The sequence below is a fragment of the Micromonospora pallida genome, assembly GCF_900090325.1.
In the GTDB taxonomy this organism is placed as follows: domain Bacteria; phylum Actinomycetota; class Actinomycetes; order Mycobacteriales; family Micromonosporaceae; genus Micromonospora; species Micromonospora pallida.
Genome location: NZ_FMHW01000002.1, coordinates 4,544,161 through 4,564,257, shown reverse-complemented (window position 1 = coordinate 4,564,257; position 20,097 = coordinate 4,544,161). Strand labels below are relative to the sequence as shown.

Here is a 20,097-nt window from a genome sequence, read left to right as displayed (position 1 = left end):
CTTGCTGCAAGAACCCGCCCCCCGCTACCAGGGGCACCGGTCCTACTCGTACCTCGAGCCGCACACCGACTACCGGGTCTTCGAGCTGGCCCAGGAGGTCGGTCGGGTGCCCGAACACGACCTCGGGCTCAGCGACGCCCAGCGAGAGCGGGTCGGCCGGCTGCTCACCGAGCACGTGGCGATCTCCCTGCACGAGCACCCGGTGATCCTCCCCGAGGACGTCCGGGAGTTGCGCGCGTACAACCGCACCGCGCGGCAGCGCACCGGCTACGAGGGGCTGTCCCGCTCCGGGCTGACCGCCGTCTTCGACAACTTCATGGCCGGCGCGTCCTGTGTGACCAGCGAGAACGGCTGGAAGTGGAACGACCTCGTCTACGCCCTCGGGATGCGGATGAGTGACCTCTACAAGCAGGACCACGTCTTCCTGGCCACCTCGCTGGCCGACATCCACGCCGCCAAGCGGGACGGCCGGCTGGCGCTCGTCGCGGGGCTGGAGTGCTGCAGCCCGATCGAGAACGAGCTGGACCGGATCGACATTCTGTACGGCTTCGGCGTCCGTCAGCTCGGCATCGCGTACAGCCAGGCCAACATGCTCGGCGGTGGCCTCTCCGAGCGGCACGACGGCGGCCTGACCCACTTCGGGCGGCGCGCGGTGGACCGGATGAACCGGCTCGGCATCGCCATCGACATCTCACACTCCGGCGACCAGACCTGCCTGGACGTGATCGAGGCCAGCCAGGTGCCGGTGTTCATCACCCACGCCGGGGCCCGTTCGGTGTGGAAGACGCCGCGGATGAAGCCGGACGACGTGATCCGGGCCTGCGCGGAGCGGGGTGGCGTGATCGGCATCGAGGCGGCCCCGCACACCACGCTGTCGGCGGAGCACCCGCACCACTCGATCGAGTCGGTGATGGACCACTTCACGTACTGCGTGGACCTGGTCGGCATCGACCACGTCACGTTCGGTCCGGACACGATGTTCGGCGACCACGTCGGGGTGCACAACACCTACGCCGGCAACTACGCGCACGACGCGGGCGACCGGCCGGAGCACCCCCGGGTGGAGTACGTCGCCGGCGTGGAGAACCCGGGCGAGGCGTTCGGCAACATCGTCGGCTGGCTGGTGAAGCACGACTACTCGGACGACGAGATTGCCAAGGTCATCGGCGGCAACACGGTCCGGGTGCTCGAACAGGTCTGGTAACGCGCCCTGACGGGCCGGGCAGGTCTGGTAACACAGGCGAACTACACTCCGTAGGCCGCGGCCCGGCGGCGGACAGCGATGAGGTGGGGGCGGATGGGACGGCGCGAGACCGCGCTACAGGCCGCGCACAGTCGGCTACGGGAACTCATCGGCAGTGAGTTCCGTGTGGGCGACAAGCTGCCCAACGAGCGGGACCTGGCCGACCGGCTGGAGGTCAGCCGGGCCACCGTGCGCGAGGTGCTGGGGCAGCTCGCCGGCGAGGGCGTGGTGACCCGGACCTGGGGCATCGGCACCTTCGTGCACGACGGTGTCGAGCGGGTGCCGGTGTCGATCGGCGACGTCACCGCGCTGCGGGACCGGATCACCGCCTCGGGGCACCGTCCGACCCTCCAGGACGCGGCGGTCAGCCGGGCGAAGTGCCCGCCCGGCTGCGCCACGGTGCTCGGCGTGCCGCCGGACTCACCGGTGTGGCGGGTGGACCGGCTCTTCGCCGTGGACGGGGTTCCGGCGGCCTGGATCCGCGACCACCTGCCGCTGCGCTTCGACGGCCGGGACCTCGACCCGTCCGGGCTGCTCAGCATCGACCTGGACATGTTCGAGTTTCTGGCCAGCGCGACCGGCATGCCGGTACGCCGAGCCGAGATCGAACTCACCGCCGTGCTCGCCGACGAGCAGGCCACCGCCCGGCTCGGCGTGGCGGTCGGACATCCGCTGGTCACCGCGACCCAGATCGGGTACGGGTCCGGCGGGGTGGCCCTGTTCCACGGGCAATTCACCGTCCGGACCGACGTGCTGACCCTGCGGATCAGCCGGGGTGGAGACCCTGAACCGGCGCGGTGAGCGGACGGGCTGGTCCGCGCGGACGGTGACGGCGGACCGGCTTCCCTCGCCGGCCGCTACGCGGCGTGCGTCGGCAGACCGGGGATCCGGTCTGCCGGCGGCGACGTCACGGCTGCCAGCGGCAGCGGTCACGGCACGTTCTTGACCGAGTCGTAGATGTCGGCGACGTCCTCTTCGAAGTACGGCCCGTAGAGGTTGCCGGAGAACTGGTACGAGATCACCGAGTTCACGAACCCGTAGCGGAGTGTGTTGTCGTACTGCCGGAGGAACGGTCCACCACTGGCACCCTTGCTCATCGGGCAGGGCAGCTTTACCCGTTGCGCCCCGGCGACCTGCATCGTGCCCTGGCAGTAGTGCTGGATCTGGCCGTCGTACGGTGGCAGGCCCGGGTAGCCGAGCAGGAGGATCGGGATCGTCTTCGACTGGTTGAAGCTGATGCCGTTGCCGCCGGTCTGGTGCACCAGCTTCTGCCCGTTACGGGGGTACATGGTGACGAAGGCGAAATCCCACCAGAGGTAGTTCCACTTCGTCCACCCCTCCACGGAGGTGAACGTGCGGGCGGCCCAGGTCCCGTACGGCTTGGGGGTCGGGCCGTCGTTGTACAGCGGCACGTAGACCCAGTTGATGTACCAGTTGTTCGAGCCGTCCCCGGGGTGCACGCAGTGCCCCGCCGTGGCCACCAGGTTCGCGGTCGGGTTGTTCACCGCCGCTGCCGAGCACTGGAAGTCCTCGCCGGTGACCTTGCTGCTGAAGAACACCTTGCCGACCCCGGGCGAGGCGTTGACCGACTGGGTCTGCGCCCCGCCGGAGGGCGCGGCCGCGCGCGGGCCGGCCGGTTCGGCGCCGGTACGGGGCGGCCCGATCCGACCCGGACGATCGGCCTCCTCCCCGGGCATGACCTCGCCGCCGGCCGGCATGTCCAGCGGGGTCGCCGCCCGCATCCGCTCGGGCGTCCAGTACTCGTCGGCCAGTCGCTGGGCGGTCTCGGCGTCGGCGATCGGCCGGTCGTGGAACCGCGCGTCCGCCGTGTCGACGGTGGCGGAGGTCTCTGTGCTGGCCACTTCCGCCCGTACGGGTGGGGCGGCCACCCCGAGACCGCAGAGCACGGCGACCCCCGCCGCGATCACCCTGTCACGCGTCAGCACGGGATCCTCCCTGCTGCCGTTGGCGCCGATCCATAGAGGACATCGACGTTAGTGGAGGCGTCCGGCCGGGAAGAGCCTCCTGTCGGGCTTCCGATGGTGGCCGGGATAGCTCGGCCGGCAAGAGGCATCCGCTCCGGCAGTGTGGCTACCTGCCGAGGTCCGCGCGCTCCCGTAGCGTGGCGCGGACCCGCATCAGCGCGAAGCCGAGCAGGTTCGGTCCGCGCCACCGGTCGGGATCACCGGCGGCCGGGTCGTCGGCGGCCAGGCCGATGCCCCAGATCCGGTCGACCGGACTCGCCTCGACCAGCACCCGATCCCGGGTGCCGAGCAGGAACGCCCCCAGGTCGGGGTGCTGGCCGAACTTGGCGAGGTTGCCGGCCACCACGATGTCGAACCGGTGCTCCTGCCAGGTCTGCTCGTCGAAGCCGGTGATCCGCCGGCCGAGGGTCTTGGCCGCGTTCGGGTGCTCCACCGTGAGCACCTTCCCGGCGATCGCGTGGTCGCCGAAGAGCATGGCCTTGGCCCACATCATGTAGTGCTCGGCGGTGGCGAACGCCAGCCCGTCGACGGTGAACGACGCCGGCCACCACTGGCTCAGGCAGCTGGGGCCGACGCTGCCGTCGCGCCGTGGCCGGTGACCCCAGAAAAACAAAAATTCGGGGGTACGGCCGGCGCGTACCAGATCGGAGACTTCGGCGACGCTGCTTACCGGTGCGGACATGCCGGCCAGTGTGGCGTACCGGCGTGTGGTGCCACCTCCGGATTACCAGTCGGCCTGGTAGCCGTTCAGCCCTCGATGCGGCGATCCGTAGTGCGGCGGTGAGGCCGCCGCGCTTGTCGTGTTTGACTTTCACCCGTCAGGGAGGCCGATAGTCCGCCGCCTCCCCGGCGCCCGCTGCATGGCCGTCAGATCCCACTGGACGGTCGACGGCGTTGCGCGCCGCGCCGGTCGGCAGCGAGATGTTTTCTCGCAGCCCGTTACCTCGCCCGTTCCGGGGCGTTGGGCATGTCGAACGCCGTGGAACGTGGAGATGCCCCCGGCGACGCCGGGGGCATCTCCACGTTCCACGCGGTCAGCTGAGAGCTTCCGCTATGGCAGCCACCCATTTCATCCACTCTGTGCCCAGATCGAAGCCGGCGGAGAGTGCGTAGGTGAGGTTGGCGAACTCGGCGTGCACGTGGGCCAACGTGGCTCCTCGATTGATGCATCTCGGAATCTTGGCGACTGCCAAGCCCCTGAAGAGGGTCAAGATGATCTTAGGCGACCTCCTTGGCTGGGCATCGCCGGGGTGCCGTCGATGATCATTTAGGCATCTATTCTGGTCAATTATCTGATTTTGACGGATGTAAAGTACGCATAACCAGGAGCCGATCCCATGGGCGTCGTGGCGGTGGCTGCCTGTCTGCCTGTCGTCCGGTTGTCGCTCTTCTGCTTCCCGTTTCCGTTGTTGATCCCGGACGGTAATCTGGCGGTCACGCGATCGATGCACGGCGATCTTTCGCGACCGAGCCGTGGACGTGTGGGGGTCTTCATGCCGGATCAGCTTGTCCTTGCCGTCGCCACCGCGCTGGCAGCCAAGGGTGCGGAGGTTCTCTTCTCCGGTGGCCGGGACGCCATCGGTGCCCTGTACCGGATGGTCCGCTCCCGCTTCGGGGAGGGGACCGAGGAGTCGGCGGCGCTGGAGGCCGCCGTGGTGAACCCCGACGACTATGACCGGCATGCCGTGTTGGCCGACGCGCTGGCCAGGACGATGGCGGTCGACCCTGCCTTCGACGCGGCAGTCCGGGCCGAGTGGCGGTCGGTGCAGGCACGCTTGTCGGCCGCGCCGGGTGACGTCACGAACGACTTCAGCGGCACTGCCGAAAAGGTCGTGCAGGCGCGCGACATCAGCGGCGACATCGTCTTCTGACCGGACCACCTGTACGCCGACCGCGAAGGGGCCCGGAGATTGGATGACGCCCGAGACGACCGCAGGACGACCCGACCCGCGGTACGCAACGACCTCTCCGGGACGGTGACCGGTCCGGTCGTCCAGTCGGCGGCCATCCATGGCGGGGTGCACCTCCACACCGGGCCGTTACCCCCGCCGGCGCCCCGACAGCTGCCGCCGCGCCCGGCGCACCTGGCTGGCCGAACCCAAGAGATCGCCGCGCTGAGCCGGCTCACCGGAACCGATGCCGGGTCCGTGGTGATGCTGTGCGGTCCGGCAGGGGTGGGCAAGTCGGCGCTGGCCCGGTGGTGGGCACACGAGGTGCGGGCCGGCTTCCCAGGTGGCCAGCTCTACGTCGACCTCGGCGGGTACGGCGCGACCGGTCCACTCGACCCAGGTGACGCACTGGGTGCGTTCCTGCGCGCGCTGGGGCTGGCGTCGGAGCAGATCCCGGGCTCCCTCGCCGAGCGGACCGCGCTCTACCGGACGGTCACTGCGGACACGCCCCTGCTCCTGCTGCTCGACGACGCCTACTCGGCGGCACAGGTGAGGCCGTTGCTGCCCACGTCCGCCTCGGTCGTGCTGGTGACGAGTCGGCGTCGACTGACCGGTCTGGTCGCCGACGGTGCCCGCATGGTGGACGTGCGACCGCTGCCGCCTGCCGACTCGATGCGGCTGCTCAGTCGGGTCGTCGGGGACGTCCGCATCGACCGGGAGGGCCGATCCGCCGGTGAACTCGCGGAACTGTGCGGCGGCCTGCCCTTGGCGCTCACCGTGGCGGCCGGTCGGCTGGCAGCCCGGCCCTTCCTCTCGGTCCGCACCATGGTCGCGGACCTCGCCGACGAGAACGAGCGGTTGACCCGACTTGCCGGTCCGGACGACGTTCCGGTCCGCACGGTCTTCGACGTCTCCTACCGGGATCTCAGCCCGCAGGCCGCCGCCCTCTACCGGCGGCTGTCGCTGCATCCGGGCAACGACTTTGGGCCGGGACTGGCCACCGCGTTGGTCGGCGCGGACCGAGTGGCGCGCACCGTGACCTTTGACGTGTTGGGCGAGTTGCTGGGAGTGAGTCTGTTGGAGGAGATCGACGAGGAGCGGTTCCGCTTCCACGACCTGCTGCGTCTGCACGCGCGAGAGACCGCCGAGAAGTCGGACGACCCGGTCGACCGGCGGGCCGCACTGCTCACGATCCTCGAGTACTACCTGGCCGCCGCCCGCAACGCCGACCAGGCCGTCACCCCCTACCGGCGTCGGCTGCCGTACACGTTTCGGCAGCCGCTCGGAGTCGTACCAGAGTTCACCGACCGGGCCGAGGCGCTCGCGTGGCTTACCCGGGAGCAGGCGAACCTCGTGCAGGCCGGACGGGCCGCACTCGACAACGGATATCCGGAGCTGGCGTGGCTGCTCTCCGACGCGCTCTGGCCGCTCCTGCTCTACGTGAAGAACTACCAGCTCCGTCTCGAGGTCGACCGGAGGGGTGTGGCGGCGGCGCGGGCGTGGGGGAACATCTGGGCGGAGGCGGACATGCTCAAGCGGTTGAGCAGGGCGTCCATGCGGGTGGGGGCGTACGACGACGCGGAACTGCACGGTCGGGCCGCTGTGGAACGGTACCGGGAGGCCGGTGACGTGCGGGGCGGGATCGACGCGCGAGAGGGGCTCGCGTCGCTCTACCTGGAGACCGGTCGTGAGGAGGAGGCAGGCCGACTGCTGGTGGACGTCCTCGCGGAGAACCGCGCGCTGGGCGAACCGCGTAGCGTCGGCCTGACCTGTGTCAACCTTGCTGCCCTCCGGACCCGGTCGGGTCGGACGGAGGAAGCCCTATCGCTGCTGGCCGAGGCGAGGAAGATCTTCACCGATCTCGGGGAAGTCGATCCGTACAACGCCGCCCGGGTGTCCATCGGCCTGGCCAGCGCCCACCTGGGCGGCGGTGACCTCGACGCGGCCGAGCGTGCGGCCGCCGACGCTGCCGACCGGATGACCGCACTCGGCTCGGCCAACGAACGGGCGGAGGCCCTTACCCTGCTTGGTGAGATCGCCGAGCGACGGGGGGACGTGGCCACCGCCCGGCAGCATCTGACGGAAGCGTTGGCGGCGTTCGTGTCGCTGGCCTCGCCCCGGGCCCGGGACGTGGCGACCCGACTCGATCGGGCCGGTCAGGCGGGTGCGGAACGGGCGGAGTGACCGCCCTGCCAGCGGTTCGTGGCGGGGCGGCCGACCGGTGGCCCGACGGGCGTACAGGACACGGCCGGTCCGCTCCAGGAGCGCTCGGGTCGGAGTCCGGCCGCCACGGCCCGGGCTTCGCGTGACGAACAGACGCACGACGTCCTGTCCGGTGTCGCGGATCCCCACGACGATCCGGCCGGTCGGCTCGCCCGCCACGGTGACCACCGAGCCGGGGTAGGCCGCCATCAGGTGTGCGCAGCGTCGGGCACCGCGGTGCGGACCTGTCCAGGTGAGCAGGACGTCCGCCACCGCGACCCCGCGGGACGCCGGTCGTCCGGGCTCCAGCAGTGCGACGACGACATGGGTCCGGCTCATGCGGCAGCCCCCCACCGGTCCGGCCGGGGGAGTGGCACCGGCTCGACCCGCCGGTGTCGTCCAGGTCGGCTCAGCCGGAGTAGGCGGTACATCGTGGCGCCGATCAGGTTCGCGGCGTCGCCGGGGCGGGCGGTCAGTGTCGCGGTCACCGCACGGTGGTCGACCGGACGGGCGGACCGTAGCTGCGGGAGCAGCGGCCGGCGGGGATCCAGCCGGCTGGCACCGGTGGCGACGACATCCTGCGGCGATCCGGGCGCGGTGACTCGCCGGGGTGCCGGCAACCGCAGCATTGGACGCCCGATCGCGGCGGCGTAGGCGGTGACCGACCCGTGGTCACCGAGCAGGTGATCGGCGGCGACCACGAGGCTGCGCCAGTCTTCCGCCGGGTCCGGAAGTAGCAGCCCGGCCGCGCAGCAGTCCCCTAGCCATGCCCGGACCTGGCGGTGGCCGTGCGCGTCCCAGACGGCGGGGTGCAGCAGCGCGGCCACCCGAAAGCGATCCGCCGGCAACTGCTGCAAGACGAGGGGTAGCAGGTCCGGCCAGCGGCCGAAGAGTCCATCCCGGCCCCAGGTGGAACTGACGACGACGAGTTCCTGGTCGTCCGCCACACCGATGGCCTGTCGGTAACGCTCGCGCGACGGCTGACTGGCAATCAACCGGTCGAAGCAGGGATCACCGACCACCACCGCAGCCGGGACCGCCTCCGGACACTGGCGACGCAGCACCGCCAGTTCGTCATCGTGGGCGAGCGCGAGGGCGGTCGGCACGACCCGACCATCGTGCATGAGTCGTTGCGCGTCGAGGCCGTACACCGGAGGGGCGGCGACCGGCACCACACCGCGACGGTCCGGTCGGACCCGCTTGCCGTGCCCCGCGCCGTGCGCCATGACCAGGAGCGGGGCGTGCACCTGGTGCAGACCGCCGAGAGAGGCGGCGAGGGCGAGGTCGAACGGTTCCCGGACCACTTGCGGCCAGGGCAGCACGAACGCACCGATCCGGTCCAGGTGTCGGCGGACCTGCTGGTTGAACACGTCGGGTGCCACGGTGTAGACGACCTGCACCCGGGGGTCGTCCTCGATGTGACCGACGACGTCCAGCAAGCGGTGCCAACTGGCCATGGTGTGGACCACAGCCAGGGCCGTTCGGCACCCCGAACGGGTTACCCATTTTCTTGCGTCGATGCCTATCGGTGTCCTTGGCCATTCGGTGGAGGTCATTCCACGCTCCTTCCGTGACTGTTGTCAGGGGAGCGTGGCCGAGGAGTGTGTTGATCTACTTGCTGGCGTCCTTGCGATTTCCCTGCTGAAGGCTGTCGATGTAGTGTCCGATTTTGGACTCTGGGTACCTGCCCTTGGGGGAAGCAGCGGATCGGAACAGAATTGGAGGGGATGGTGCCGGGGACGACGCTGAGCGTGGTGGGGGTGCCGATGGAGTTCTCCATCCTGGGTCCGACCGGCCTTTCCGTTGCCGGACGCAGCGTTCCGCTCGGAGTCGCCAAACAGCGGGGTCTGCTCGCCGTCCTGCTCTACCACGTCGGTCGTCCGGTGCGGATCGAATTGATCGTGGAACTTCTGTGGGAAAACCGTCCAGTGGATTCCTGTCGGCCGATAATCTACGCGCTCACCAGCCGGCTGCGGGCGGTGCTGAGGTCGGTAGGACTATCCGATGTGTTGGTTCGCGCCGCTGGTAGCCGTGCCTACCGGCTGGAAATCGATCCGGATCTGATCGACCACCACCGCTTCGCGACCCTGGTGACGGACGCCCGGGCCGCCATCGGGCAGGCCCGCCACGAACACGGCGCGGCCCTGTTGGACACCGCCGTCGGGCTCTGGCGGGACGAACCGCTCGCCGAGCTGCGGGGTGTCCAAGCCGAGCAGTGGCGCGCAACCATTTGGGACCGGTTGCTCGACGCGTACAAGATGCTGGGCGAAAGCGAGCTGGCACTCGGGCGGCACGACAGGGTGCTGGCCCGGCTCGAGCCGCTGCTCCGTGAACACCATCTCGACGAGACGCTGGCCCGGCTCTGGGCGAGCGCGCTGCACGCTGCAGGGCGGGGGCACGAGGCGCGCGCCTTCGTCACGGCATTCCGCCGCCGTTACCGCCGGGAGATGCGCGCCGAACCCACGGTCGACCTGATGCTCGATTCGTCGGCGGTGGGACTCCCGCTGTCTCTCGGGAGGGGCGGCGGGGTGAGGGACACCGCGTCCGTTCCATCGCTCACTCCCCGACAACTACCGTACGACGTCACGGATTTCACCGGCCGCACCGAGCTGATCGCCGAACTCGACGCGCTGGCCGCTGACGACGGTGGCGGCCGGGTCATCGTCCTGACCGGGACACCGGGAGTGGGAAAGACCGCTTTGGTCACCCACTGGGGCAGGCAGCGGCTGGATCGTTTCCCGGACGGACAGCTCTATCTCGACGCGGAGGGGTACGGCCCGGGACCGACGGTACGACCCAGGCAAGGACTGGCCCGCTTCCTCAACGCCCTCGGCGTACCCGCCACCGCCGTGCCACACGACGACGACGAACGGCGGGAGAGGTACCACCAACTCCTCGCCGACCGGCGAATGCTCGTCGTCATCGACAACGTGCTCGACTCGGAACAGGCCCGGCAGATGCTTCCCCGATCCGACACTTGCCTGACCATCATCTGCAGTCGGAACGCGCTCCAACGGCTGACCATCCGGAACGGCATTCGGTCCCTGACGGTGCCGCCACTGCCGGTCGCCGACCGGCGGGTGCTGCTCGGACGGATTGTCGATGCGCGACGGGCGAGTACGCAACCTGAGGCGGTGGCCACTCTGGCGCGTCTCTCGAGTGGTCTGCCGTTGGCGCTGCGGGTGATCGGAAAACACGTGAAGTCCCGCCCTCGGACGTCCATCGGGGAACTGGCCCGTGAACTGAGTACCCGGCTCTTCGACTACGAGGGCGACGACTCCGACGATGGTGTCCTCCGCAGTGTCTTCGACTGGTCCGTCAATGCGCTCGAACCCGTGACCGCCCGGCTCTTCCTACGGCTGGGGCTCTTTCCCGGCTCCACGGTCGGCCCAGGCGCCGCGGCGGCGCTGCTGGGTGCTGTCGAGCCGACAGGTGCGGAACGCCTTCTCGGCGCCCTGGTCCGGGCGCACCTGGTCGACCACGACACCCTCCGCCGGTTCCGGATGCACGCCCTGCTCCGTCTCTATGCCGCCGACCGGTGCCGTCGTGAGGAGCCGACCGCCGAGCGCCGGGAGGCCCTACATCGGTTGCTCGACTGGTACCTGCTCTCCGCCGCCAACGCGGTCCGGCTGCTGGAACCGCAGAGCCCGCCGGTGCCGGACCTCCCGGGCCCGGAGGCGACGTCGGTGACCCCGCTGCCCTTCGCCTCCGACGCGGAGGCGATGCGCTGGTGCGAGGCAGAACGGACGAACCTGCACGCGGTGGTCCGGACAGCGGCAGCCGAGGGCTTCCACCGGCATGCCTGGCAGATCGCGGGCACCATGCACGAGGTGTTCGACCGATACGGCCAGCAGGACGACGTGTTCGAGATGCTCCGTACAGCGGTGGACGCGGCCACCGCCGACGGGCATGACAAGGGGAGGGTCGGAACCCTGGTCAACCTTGGCGCGACGCACTTCGCCGTCTACAGCTACCGTCCGGCCGCCCAGGCGTTCACCGAGGCGCTCCGGCTGGCCAGGGAGTGCGACTTCGCCGAGGCGGAGCGGCACTGTCTGCACAACCTTGCCGCCATCCATCTCCGTACCGGTGCCACCGGACGGGCCATTGGCCTCTTCGAGCAGAGCCTGGTTGCCTGCCGCGACGGCGGCGATGCGATGGGGGAGGCATACACCCTGTACCACCTTGGTGAAACCCACCGCCGGCTCGGCCGCTACGACTTGGCGGCGTGGTACCACCGGGAGGCGCTGGAACGGTGGGACCGGCTCGGCTCGTTGCGCGGGCGGAGCCTGGCCCTGGTCCGCCTGGCCGAACTGCACCTGGACACGGGCGAGTCCGAGGCCGCTGTGGCCCGGTGCCGGCTCGTTCTCGACGTGGCGGGACGCGTCAGCGACGAGGGGGTCCGCTGTGACGCTTTGGTGACCCTGGCCGACGCGCTGGCCCGGCTCGGCCGACGGGACGAGGCCGTCGCCCAGGCCATCCGGGCCAGCGCTGTGGCCGAGGAACTCGACGACAGCCTTCGCCGCTCTCATGCCCTTACCATCCTCGCCGAGGTTTACGCGGCGGCCGGCAACAACGGCCCGGCACGTCTGTGGCTCGGCGCCGCGCTGGAGGCACTGGGCGGGGACGACGATCCAGAGCGGAATGCGGTCCGGGAACGGTTGGCCGCCGTCGCTCGTAGGCTCTCCGGCGATCAGCTGTCGGACTGACAACCAACGACAGGGAACGGAACGAGGCTGCGCTCCGGAGAGGCCTGCCGTTCAGGCTCCGGCGGTGAGGAAGCTCGAGAGCACCTCGGAGTGGGTGGAGAAGGCGAGTTCGGCCGGCTCGGTGAGGACGAGCCACTCGGTCGACTCCGCCGTGGGCACGGAGGCGGGCAGGTCTTCCAGCCGTCGGGTCGGCAGCACCCCGAAGACCATGATCGTCCCGCCACTCGGGGCACTATGCACGGCGAAGAGCCGTACGCTCGCCGCCTCTCCGGTCAGGCCGGTCTCCTCCCACAGTTCGCGGACGAGCGCCTCCCGCCATTCCTCGCCGTACTCGATGAAGCCGCCGGGCAGGGCGAGCAGGCCCCGGGCGGGCTCGATGTCGCGGCGCTGGACCACCACGCCGAGCCCGTCGGGGGTGAGTACCGGCTGGACGGCGACCGCCACCGGTAGGGGATTGCGCCAGGTGGTGTGGCCGCAGGCCGCGCAGATCCGGGGCCAGTCCGCCCCGCCGGGGTAGGCGGTGCCGCAGCCGGAGCAGTGGGAGTGGGGTACGCCGCTCACACCGCAGGACGATACGCGGTCACCGCCGGTTCGTCGCGTCCCGCTGGTCTCAGACCGGCGTGGCCTGCGTCGTCACGAACGGCACACCGTCCGGAGTGGACGTGTCGTTCCCGCCGGGCACGGTGGTCGTGTCGTCCGGCGCGGGGAAGCCGTACCGGCCGGCGTGCTCCGGGTCGGCCGGGTCGATCTGCCGGAGCCCGGCGTCGGCGAGCCGCTTGTTGACTTCGTCGAGCCGCTCGCGGACCAGCGTGGCCTCCTCGTCGGTGACCCGGCCCCGGTGCGGCTTGCCGGCATGTTCGATCGTGCCGTAGTCGATCTTCTCGGCGGTCTTGCGGGCCTTCGGCGGGCGGACCCGCTCGGCGGTGCGCAACAGTTGCGCCATCGGCGTCTCGGTCGCCATCGCGTCGAACTCGCTGGCGGTCAGCACCACCCGTCGGGGCTCGCCGTCGCCGTGCGGGTCGTAGATCTCCACCACGGCCACGTCGAGCGCCGCGTCGTCGATCGCCTCCGCCTCGGTCGGGCTGATCTCCAACTGCACCGGCCCGGTGACCAGGTCGGGGTGCTCCAGGACGACGACGCGGACCACCTCGTCGTCGGTCTGGAGGACCGTGCCGCTGAAGTCGGAGACGTGGATGGTCTTTTTGCCCATGGGTGGAGCTTCTCCTGTCGGTGGCCGTGCCGGAACACCACGAACCTACCCGACAGGTGTGCTAAAGACCTTCGTCGTACGCGGCCGGTGTGTCGCGGGGTGACCGCTGGTCAGCGGGTGCCGAGGTGGCGAAGTGTGGAGAGGCTCGCCGGCAGCCGGTTGACGTCCGCCCATGACCCGGCAGTCGCGGCCCGCTGGCCGACGTGCCGCGACTGCGCCGCCGGGGGCACGCCGTCCGCGAGCGTCGGCCAGAGCCGTCCAGTGTCCCGTTTGTCTCGTTCGCTTGCTTGCTTAGGCATGGCCGTACCATCCCAGAAAAAGTTGTCCGTCTATGGAAATAGGTGTGACGCGCGGCCGGTCCGTCAGGTTCCCGGAGCGAAAACCGGTGGTCCAGCCCGTCGGCCATTGGTGATGTTCGCTCCCTTTACCCCTTGTCGGGTGTCTCAACCACTCAGGCGCGGGCAAAGTCCGACGTCGCCACGACGGATCGGGACAGGGAGCGTCGGCCACCCCGAGCGCCAGCCGGGGGCGTACGCGTCGCGGGAAGCCCACGAGTACGGGTGGCCGTCCCGCGTACGGTGATCGAATGCTCGACCGACGGCTGCATCTGCACCTGGTGACCTGGCTCGGCCAGTGGCCGGCCGGGCCGGGACTGCACGTGGTCGGCACCGCCCGACGCTCCCGCCCGGCCTGGGACCGCCGGCTTCGTCCCGCGGTCGCGGTGGCCGCACCGGACGGCGCGGTGCTCTCCGTGCCGCCGGAGCGCGTCCCGGCGGTCCGGGCACTGGCGGCGAACGGACCGGCCGGACTGTGGTCGGCGCTGCCCCGGGCGGTCGGTCACCCAGGCCTGCCGCTGAGCGAGGGGATCTTCCGCTGGTGCACCGCCCCTGCCGCGCTGCCGGACGTGGGGGAGTGGACCGACCCGACCGACCCCGGGTTCCCATCCTGGCTGCACCTGTTCGACCGGGAGGTGCTGGTGGTGCGGGACGCCGACGGCCACTACCTGGCCGGGGTCGGCGTCAAGCGGCACGACCGGTACGGCCACGAGTTGGCGGTGGGGACGGTGCCCGAGGCCCGGGGACGGGGACTGGCCCGCCGGCTGGTCGCGCAGGCCGCCCGGCGGGTGCTCGACGAGGGGGCGGTGCCGACCTACCTGCACGAGCCCCGGAACACTGCCTCGGCCCGGGTCGCCGAGGCGGCCGGCTTCCCCGATCGGGGATGGCGGTCGCACATCGTCCATCCCGATTGACGCCCGCCGCCGCCCGGCTCCCGGCCGGCAACCCCTCGCGGCCGGCACCGCGACGCGGGCGGCCGGCACTTCGACGTGGGGCGCTGCTGCTCGACGTGGGGCGGCCGGCGCGGACCGTGGATCCCGGGCCGGATCCACGGTCCGCGGCCTCTTCCCCCCAGGTCCGAGGAGGTGTCGGGCGACCGGATTTCCCGGTGAGGTAACGCTATGTGTCGAAGAGGCGTCCGACAAGCCTCCAAAGGCGGCGTCAAGTTGTCCAGAAGTGGGCTTGACCTGCGGCTATTCATGTTTCTTGGTGGCCCGGTCGTGGTGACGGACGGTATGAGTCGTGCCGGTCTGGTGGTTCCCGGGCGAAGCGGGCGGTTAGGGTCGGCGACGAGGTTGCTGGACGCAGAGGCGGTGAACGGTCATGGAGGTACGGGTGCGGGACACCGGCCCGGACGGCGTCGTGCTGACCCCGTCGGGCGAACTCGACATGTCTACGGTCGGCTCGCTGGAGGCCGCGCTGACCGCCGCGCTGAACCGGCCCGACCTGCGGGAGTGCCTGGTCGACCTGGCTGAGGTGAGCTTTCTCGACTCGACCGGCCTGCGGGCGCTGATCGAGGGGTTCAGCCTGGCCCGGGAGCGGGGGCGGTCGCTGCGGGTCGCGAATCCGCAGCCGGCGGTCGAGCGGGTGCTGCGGATCACCTCGGTCGGTCCACTGCTGGGCCTGCCGGACGCCACCACCCCGTTGCCGCCCGACGCCCGCTCGCTGGGCTGAGCCGGGCTGGCTGGGGGCAGTCGGACTGGCGCGGGTCAGCGGATCAGGCCGAGCACCTCCGCGGCGGCCCGGCCGTTGGCGTGGCTGGCGCCGTACGTGGCGACGAACGCCCGCACCCCGGCCGGCCGCCAGCGCCCCGGCCAGCCCATCTCCACCACAGTCACCGGATGGACGGCGGCCAGCTCCTCGACCAGTTCCGCGCCGCCCGGCAACCGGTGCAGGTGCCGGCCGACCAGCACGACCGGGCGGTCCCCGGCGAGCGCCCGCAGGGCGGCCGGGTCGGTCTCGCCCGCCACCACCCGGAACTCCTCGGCCTCCGTCAGGTGCGGGCCGAGCCCCCACGGCACCCGGCCCTCGGCCATGGTGGCGGTGGCGTGCACCTGCACCACCAGCGGCCGGTCCAGCCCGGCGACGATCCCTTCGACGAGGACCGCGCGGCGCGCGGCGGCGTACCCGAGATCGCCGTGGTCCGGCGCGGGTCCGTCGGTGGTCCGGGTCCAGGCGGCGAGTTCGGCGGTACGGCCGGCCGCCTCCTCGACCCGGTCCCGGGCCAGCCGCCCGTCGCCGAGCGCGGCGACGATCTCGGCCACCACGTGCTCGACCAGCGCGGCGTCGACCTTCGCCCCGACGCAGAGCAGGTCCGCGCCGGCCGCGAGCGCGGCCACAGCGGCCGGGCCGACCCCGCCGGCGGCCACCGAGGCGCCCTTCATCTCCAGCGCGTCGGTGATCACCGTGCCGGTGAAGCCCAACTCGCGGCGGAGCAGGTCGACCAGGACGGCCCGGCTGAAGGTCGCCGGCCGCTCGCCGGTCAGCACCGGCACCCGGATGTGCGCCGTCATGATCGCCTGGGTTCCGGCGGTCACCGCCGCTGCGAAGGGCGGCAGGTCGCGCTCGCGCAGCACGGCCAGCGGGACATCCACGGTCGGCAGTTCCAGGTGCGAGTCGGCGACGGTCGCGCCGTGCCCGGGGAAGTGCTTGGCGCAGGCCGCCACCCCGGTGTCCTGCAACCCGTCGATGGCGGCGGCGGTGTGCGCGGCGACCAGGAGCGGGTCGGCGCCGAACGACCGGGTGCCGATCACCGGATTCTCGTCGACGCTGTTGACGTCCACGGTCGGGGCGAGGTCGACGGTGATGCCCAGCGCGGCCAACTCCGCGCCGATCGCCGCGTACACCCGGCGGGTGAGCGCCACGTCGCCGACCGCGCCCAGCGCGGCGTTGCCCGGGAACGGGCTGCCGGTGGCGTGCGCCAGCCGGGTGACGTCACCACCCTCCTCGTCGATCGCGACCAGCACGTCGGCGCGGACCGCGCGCAGCGCGGCGGTCGCCGCGGCGACCTGGGCCGGGGTCTCGACGTTGGTCCCGAACAGGGTGTACCCGGCCAGCCCCGCGCCGACCAGGTCCAGCGCCCAGTCCGGCGGGGTCGGCCCGGGGTACGCCGCGAGCAGCGTGCCGAGGGCGAGGCGACGAAGTCCTGGATCCATTCCCACGTGATCTCCTTCTCGACGTCGTCCGGTCTCCCGGGCGTGCTGATCGACGACCCCGTGCCGGTCGTCCGGCCGCTGACCTCTGTCGGGACCGGCCGATAGGCTACGGTCAGCCCGGATCGATTCGATCAAACATGGTCGACCAGACCGCTCGATCAAACATGGTCGACCAGACCGCTCGATCAACATGGTTGACCACACCGCTCGATCAACAAGGTTTACCAAAACCAGAGGACACGGCATGAGCTCGACGCGGCTGCCCGGCACCCCGCGCCTGTTGCGGGCGCTCAACGACCGCGCGGCGCTGGAACTGCTCCTCGAACAGGGTCCGCTCACCCGCGCCCGGCTCGGCGAGCTGACCGGGCTCTCCAAGGTCACCGCCAGCCAGTTGGTCGAGCGGCTCGAGGAACGCGGGCTGGTCACCCGGGTCGGCGAGCAGGCCGGCGGACGCGGGCCGAACGCCCAGCTCTACGCCGTCCGGCCGGGCAGCGCGCACGTGATCGGCGTGGACGTCGGCGCGGACCGGGTGGTGGCGGCCTGCGCCGACATCACCGGGACGGTGATCGGCCGGGTGGAGCAGTCGACCCGGGACACCGACGACCCGGTGGGCGTGGTGCACAACGCGGTGGTGCAGGCGGCCCAGGACGCGGGTACGCCGATGGCGAGCGTGCGCCGGGTCGTGCTCGGCACCCCCGGTCTGGTCGACCCGGCCACCGGGGACATCACCTTCGCGTTCAACCTGCCCCGCTGGCACCGGGGCCTGCTCGCCGCGCTCCGCGACGACCTGGCCACACCGGTGCTCTTCGAGAACGACGTCAACCTGGCGGCGGTCGCCGAGGCGCAGTCCGGCGCGGCCCGGGGGTGACGGACTTCGTCCTGGTCTGGGTGGACGCCGGGGTCGGTCTGGCGATCATGCTGAACGGGCGGCTGCACCACGGCAGCAGCGGCGCGGCCGGCGAGATCGGCTACCTGCCGGTGCCGGGGGTGCCGATTCCCCGGGACGTCTCCCGCCGGGCCAAGCCGGCGTTCCAACAGTTGGTCGGGGCGGAGGCGGTCCGCGCGGTGGCCCAGGAGTACGGCTTCCCGGACGACGTCGTCGCCGCCGAGGCCGTCCGGGCGGCGATCGCGGCCGGTACGGCCGGCGGTCCGCTGCTCGACGAGGTGGCCCGCCGGTTGGCGCTCGGGGTGGCGAGCACCTGCGTGGTGCTGGACCCGCCGCTGGTCGTACTGGCCGGCGAGATCGGCCGGGCCGGCGGCGCGGCCCTCGCGGAGCGGGTGCAGCACGAGGTGGCCGCGATCACGCTGGTTCGGCCGAGGGTGGTGCCCACCGGGCTGAGCGAGGAACCGATCCTGCGGGGCGCGCTGCGGACCGCCCTGGACGCCGTCCGCGACGAGGTCTTCGGTTCCACGGTCGGCTGACCGGCCGCGCCGGACCCCAGTTCCCATGTGAAGAAATTCTTCACTACATGCCCCTGGCCTGCAAGGTGTTGCCGTGACGCGCGTCGCCCGTCGGGGTGCCCGGCCACGGTCACATGGTTGGATGGATGGGTGACTGCTGAGCTGATCCCTGGCGCGGATGGCGCCGCACCCGCATCTTCAGCCGTGGACGAGGATCTGGTGGTCAACCTCGACGGGGTGGGCGTGCGCCGGTCCGGCACCGCGCTGCTGCACGACGTCGACTGGCGCGTCGAGTTGGACGAGCGTTGGGTGGTGCTCGGCCCCAACGGCGCCGGGAAGACCACGCTGCTCAACCTGGCGTCGGGACGGCTGCACCCGACCACCGGCACCGCCCACGTGCTGGGCGAGCGGATCGGCCGCACCGACCTCAACGAACTGCGTACCCGGATCGGGCTCACTACCGCCGCCCTGGCCGAGCGGATCCCGACCGAGGAGAAGGTCACCGACGTGGTGGTCACCGCCGCCTGGTCGGTGGTCGGCCGGTGGCGGGAGAGCTACGACCGCACCGACGAGGCCCGCGCCCGGGCCCTGCTCGGCCAGCTCGGCGTCGCCCACCTCGCCGACCGGGGCTACGGCACCCTCTCCGAGGGGGAGCGCAAGCGGGTGCAGATCGCCCGCGCGCTGATGACCGACCCGGAGCTGCTGCTCCTCGACGAGCCCGCCGCCGGGCTCGACCTGGGCGGTCGGGAGGACCTTGTCGCCCGGTTGGCCGAGCTGGCGTACGACCCGGACGCGCCGGCGCTGGTGCTGGTCACCCACCACGTGGAGGAGATCCCGCCCGGCTTCACCCACGCGCTGCTGCTGCGCGACGGGGGTGTGGTCGCGCAGGGACTGCTCGGCACCACGCTGACCAGCGACAACCTCTCCAAGACCTTCGGCCTGCCGCTGGTGGTCGAGCGTTCCGGCGAACGCTTCACCGCCCGCGCCGCCTGACCCGCCGGAGCCTGTCGTGCCGCAGACCCGGGTCGTGGTGGTGGGCAGCGCGAACATGGACCTGGTCGGGACGTCCCCCGCGTTGCCCCGGGTCGGGGAGACCCTGCTCGGGACCGACTTCGTGATGGTGCCCGGCGGCAAGGGCGCCAACCAGGCCATCGCCGCGACCCGGGCGGGTGCCTCCTGCGCCTTCCTCGGCGCGATCGGGTCGGACTCCTTCGGGGTCACTTTGCGAGCCCGGATCACCGCCGCCGGCGTGGACACCAGCCTGCTCCGGGTGACCTACGGCACGTCCGGGGTGGCGCTGGTGATGGTCAACGCCGAGGGCGAGAACCTGATCCTGGTCACGCCGGGCGCGAACGCCTCTCTCACCGGGCTCACCGACGCCGAACTGGCCGCTGTCCGCGACGCCGACGTCATGGTGGCCCAACTGGAGATCCCGGTGGAGACGGTTACCGAGGCGGCCGTGGTGGCCCGCTCGGCCGGTACCCGGGTCGTCCTCAACGCGGCCCCGGCCCGGCAGGTCCCGGCGGAACTGCTGGCGGCGGTCGACATGCTGGTGGTCAACGAGGTCGAGGCCGTGGCGCTCACCGGGCGGGGACGGGAGGCCCCGGCGGCGCTGCTGGACCTGGTGCCCCGGGCGGTCCTCACCCTCGGCGCCGACGGCGCGTGGTACGTCGACCGGGACGGCGCCGCCCTGCACGTCCCGGCGTTCCGGATCGAGGTGGTCGACTCCACCGGGGCGGGCGACGCGTTCACCGCCGCGCTCGCCGTGGCCTGGGGCGAGGGGCGCGACCTGCCCGACGCCGTCCGTTGGGCGGCAGCGGCCGGCGCGGCCTGCTCCCGCCGGCTCGGCGCGTCGGTGGCGCTGCCCCACCGCACCGAGATCGACGAGCTCTACGCGGCCTGAGCCCCGATTGCCGGTACCGCGAGGTGCCCGCGCTCCGCTTCCGGAATCTCCTCCGGTCGGCCGGTACG

At 71.5% G+C, this 20,097-nt stretch carries 15 protein-coding genes and 2 pseudogenes; 10 read left to right on the top strand and 7 right to left on the bottom strand.

Going from position 1 to position 20,097, the window contains the following annotated elements; genetic code table 11:
* The first annotated feature begins 1 nt into the window (after window position 1).
* Both GA0074692_RS18735 and GA0074692_RS18730 read left to right on the top strand, forming a co-directional pair.
* Window positions 2-1,204, top strand: coding sequence for a dipeptidase (locus tag GA0074692_RS18735; RefSeq protein WP_218106688.1), 1,203 nt, complete (start codon window positions 2-4; stop codon window positions 1,202-1,204).
* A gap of 93 nt (window positions 1,205-1,297) precedes the next feature.
* Window positions 1,298-2,044 (top strand): GntR family transcriptional regulator, encoded by a 747-nt coding sequence (locus GA0074692_RS18730; protein ID WP_176738495.1) that lies wholly within the window; start codon window positions 1,298-1,300, stop codon window positions 2,042-2,044.
* A 128-nt stretch (window positions 2,045-2,172) separates the two neighbouring features.
* Here the strand turns inward: GA0074692_RS18730 and GA0074692_RS18725 are convergent, their stop codons facing one another.
* Both GA0074692_RS18725 and GA0074692_RS18720 read right to left on the bottom strand, forming a co-directional pair.
* Window positions 2,173-3,189, bottom strand: a complete 1,017-nt coding sequence (locus tag GA0074692_RS18725) for a trypsin-like serine peptidase (RefSeq protein ID WP_091646424.1) — start codon at window positions 3,187-3,189, stop codon at window positions 2,173-2,175.
* A gap of 145 nt (window positions 3,190-3,334) precedes the next feature.
* Window positions 3,335-3,910: a riboflavin biosynthesis intermediates N-glycosidase gene (locus tag GA0074692_RS18720; RefSeq protein ID WP_091646422.1), complete on the bottom strand. Its 576-nt coding sequence runs from the start codon at window positions 3,908-3,910 to the stop codon at window positions 3,335-3,337.
* A gap of 655 nt (window positions 3,911-4,565) precedes the next feature.
* Here GA0074692_RS18720 and GA0074692_RS18715 point away from each other — a divergent pair.
* A complete protein-coding gene (locus GA0074692_RS18715) occupies window positions 4,566-5,099 on the top strand; it encodes a hypothetical protein (protein WP_091646420.1) in 534 nt (177 codons plus the stop codon).
* Between the two features lie 39 nt (window positions 5,100-5,138).
* Window positions 5,139-7,301, top strand: a complete 2,163-nt coding sequence (locus GA0074692_RS18710; protein ID WP_141725327.1) for a tetratricopeptide repeat protein — start codon at window positions 5,139-5,141, stop codon at window positions 7,299-7,301.
* A 353-nt stretch (window positions 7,302-7,654) separates the two neighbouring features.
* Here the strand turns inward: GA0074692_RS18710 and GA0074692_RS18705 are convergent, their stop codons facing one another.
* Complete coding sequence (locus tag GA0074692_RS18705) at window positions 7,655-8,776, bottom strand: hypothetical protein (RefSeq protein ID WP_141725326.1); 1,122 nt, start codon at window positions 8,774-8,776, stop codon at window positions 7,655-7,657.
* A 270-nt stretch (window positions 8,777-9,046) separates the two neighbouring features.
* Between GA0074692_RS18705 and GA0074692_RS18700 the strand changes: the two genes are divergently transcribed.
* Entirely contained in the window at window positions 9,047-12,025 is a 2,979-nt protein-coding gene (locus GA0074692_RS18700; protein ID WP_091646411.1) for an AfsR/SARP family transcriptional regulator, read from the top strand.
* Between the two features lie 51 nt (window positions 12,026-12,076).
* Here GA0074692_RS18700 and GA0074692_RS18695 read toward each other — a convergent pair whose 3' ends face one another.
* The 3 genes and pseudogenes from GA0074692_RS18695 to GA0074692_RS34055 all read right to left on the bottom strand — a co-directional run bounded on the left by GA0074692_RS18695 (window position 12,077) and on the right by GA0074692_RS34055 (window position 13,534).
* Entirely contained in the window at window positions 12,077-12,586 is a 510-nt protein-coding gene (locus GA0074692_RS18695) for an NUDIX domain-containing protein (RefSeq protein WP_091646409.1), read from the bottom strand.
* A gap of 133 nt (window positions 12,587-12,719) precedes the next feature.
* Window positions 12,720-13,235 (bottom strand): annotated as a pseudogene (locus GA0074692_RS18690) (hypothetical protein); the annotation flags it as partial.
* Between the two features lie 110 nt (window positions 13,236-13,345).
* Window positions 13,346-13,534 carry a hypothetical protein gene (locus GA0074692_RS34055; protein WP_141725325.1) on the bottom strand — a complete coding sequence of 63 codons (189 nt, stop codon included), beginning with the start codon at window positions 13,532-13,534 and terminating at the stop codon, window positions 13,346-13,348.
* A gap of 287 nt (window positions 13,535-13,821) precedes the next feature.
* On the opposite strand from GA0074692_RS34055, the gene GA0074692_RS18685 reads away from it, so the two are divergent.
* Window positions 13,822-14,484: a GNAT family N-acetyltransferase gene (locus GA0074692_RS18685; RefSeq protein ID WP_091646406.1), complete on the top strand. Its 663-nt coding sequence runs from the start codon at window positions 13,822-13,824 to the stop codon at window positions 14,482-14,484.
* Between the two features lie 409 nt (window positions 14,485-14,893).
* On the top strand, window positions 14,894-15,244 hold the full coding sequence (locus GA0074692_RS18680) for an STAS domain-containing protein (protein WP_091646404.1): 351 nt from the start codon (window positions 14,894-14,896) through the stop codon (window positions 15,242-15,244).
* Window positions 15,245-15,279: 35 nt separating this feature from the next.
* On the opposite strand, the gene GA0074692_RS18675 is transcribed toward GA0074692_RS18680, so the two are convergent.
* The gene (locus GA0074692_RS18675; protein ID WP_091646401.1) at window positions 15,280-16,731 is read right to left on the bottom strand and encodes a glycoside hydrolase family 3 protein; all 1,452 of its coding nucleotides are present in this window, start codon (window positions 16,729-16,731) and stop codon (window positions 15,280-15,282) included.
* A 238-nt stretch (window positions 16,732-16,969) separates the two neighbouring features.
* On the opposite strand from GA0074692_RS18675, the pseudogene GA0074692_RS18670 reads away from it, so the two are divergent.
* The 3 genes and pseudogenes from GA0074692_RS18670 to GA0074692_RS18660 all read left to right on the top strand — a co-directional run bounded on the left by GA0074692_RS18670 (window position 16,970) and on the right by GA0074692_RS18660 (window position 20,029).
* A pseudogene (locus GA0074692_RS18670) lies at window positions 16,970-18,147 on the top strand (ROK family transcriptional regulator).
* A gap of 129 nt (window positions 18,148-18,276) precedes the next feature.
* Entirely contained in the window at window positions 18,277-19,119 is an 843-nt protein-coding gene (locus tag GA0074692_RS18665; protein WP_091646399.1) for an ABC transporter ATP-binding protein, read from the top strand.
* A 16-nt stretch (window positions 19,120-19,135) separates the two neighbouring features.
* Window positions 19,136-20,029: a ribokinase gene (locus tag GA0074692_RS18660; protein ID WP_091646396.1), complete on the top strand. Its 894-nt coding sequence runs from the start codon at window positions 19,136-19,138 to the stop codon at window positions 20,027-20,029.
* Window positions 20,030-20,097: the final 68 nt, after the last annotated feature.

Bases quoted from the DNA above. Each gene is read 5' to 3' on its own strand.
- GA0074692_RS18730 (WP_176738495.1), top strand. From the start codon at position 1,298: ATGGGACGGCGCGAGACCGCGCTACAGGCCGCGCACAGTCGGCTACGG.
- GA0074692_RS18720 (WP_091646422.1), bottom strand. From the start codon at position 3,910: ATGTCCGCACCGGTAAGCAGCGTCGCCGAAGTCTCCGATCTGGTACGC.
- GA0074692_RS18715 (WP_091646420.1), top strand. From the start codon at position 4,566: ATGGGCGTCGTGGCGGTGGCTGCCTGTCTGCCTGTCGTCCGGTTGTCG.
- GA0074692_RS18705 (WP_141725326.1), bottom strand. From the start codon at position 8,776: ATGGCCAGTTGGCACCGCTTGCTGGACGTCGTCGGTCACATCGAGGAC.
- GA0074692_RS18700 (WP_091646411.1), top strand. From the start codon at position 9,047: ATGGTGCCGGGGACGACGCTGAGCGTGGTGGGGGTGCCGATGGAGTTC.
- GA0074692_RS34055 (WP_141725325.1), bottom strand. From the start codon at position 13,534: ATGCCTAAGCAAGCAAGCGAACGAGACAAACGGGACACTGGACGGCTC.
- GA0074692_RS18685 (WP_091646406.1), top strand. From the start codon at position 13,822: ATGCTCGACCGACGGCTGCATCTGCACCTGGTGACCTGGCTCGGCCAG.
- GA0074692_RS18680 (WP_091646404.1), top strand. From the start codon at position 14,894: ATGGAGGTACGGGTGCGGGACACCGGCCCGGACGGCGTCGTGCTGACC.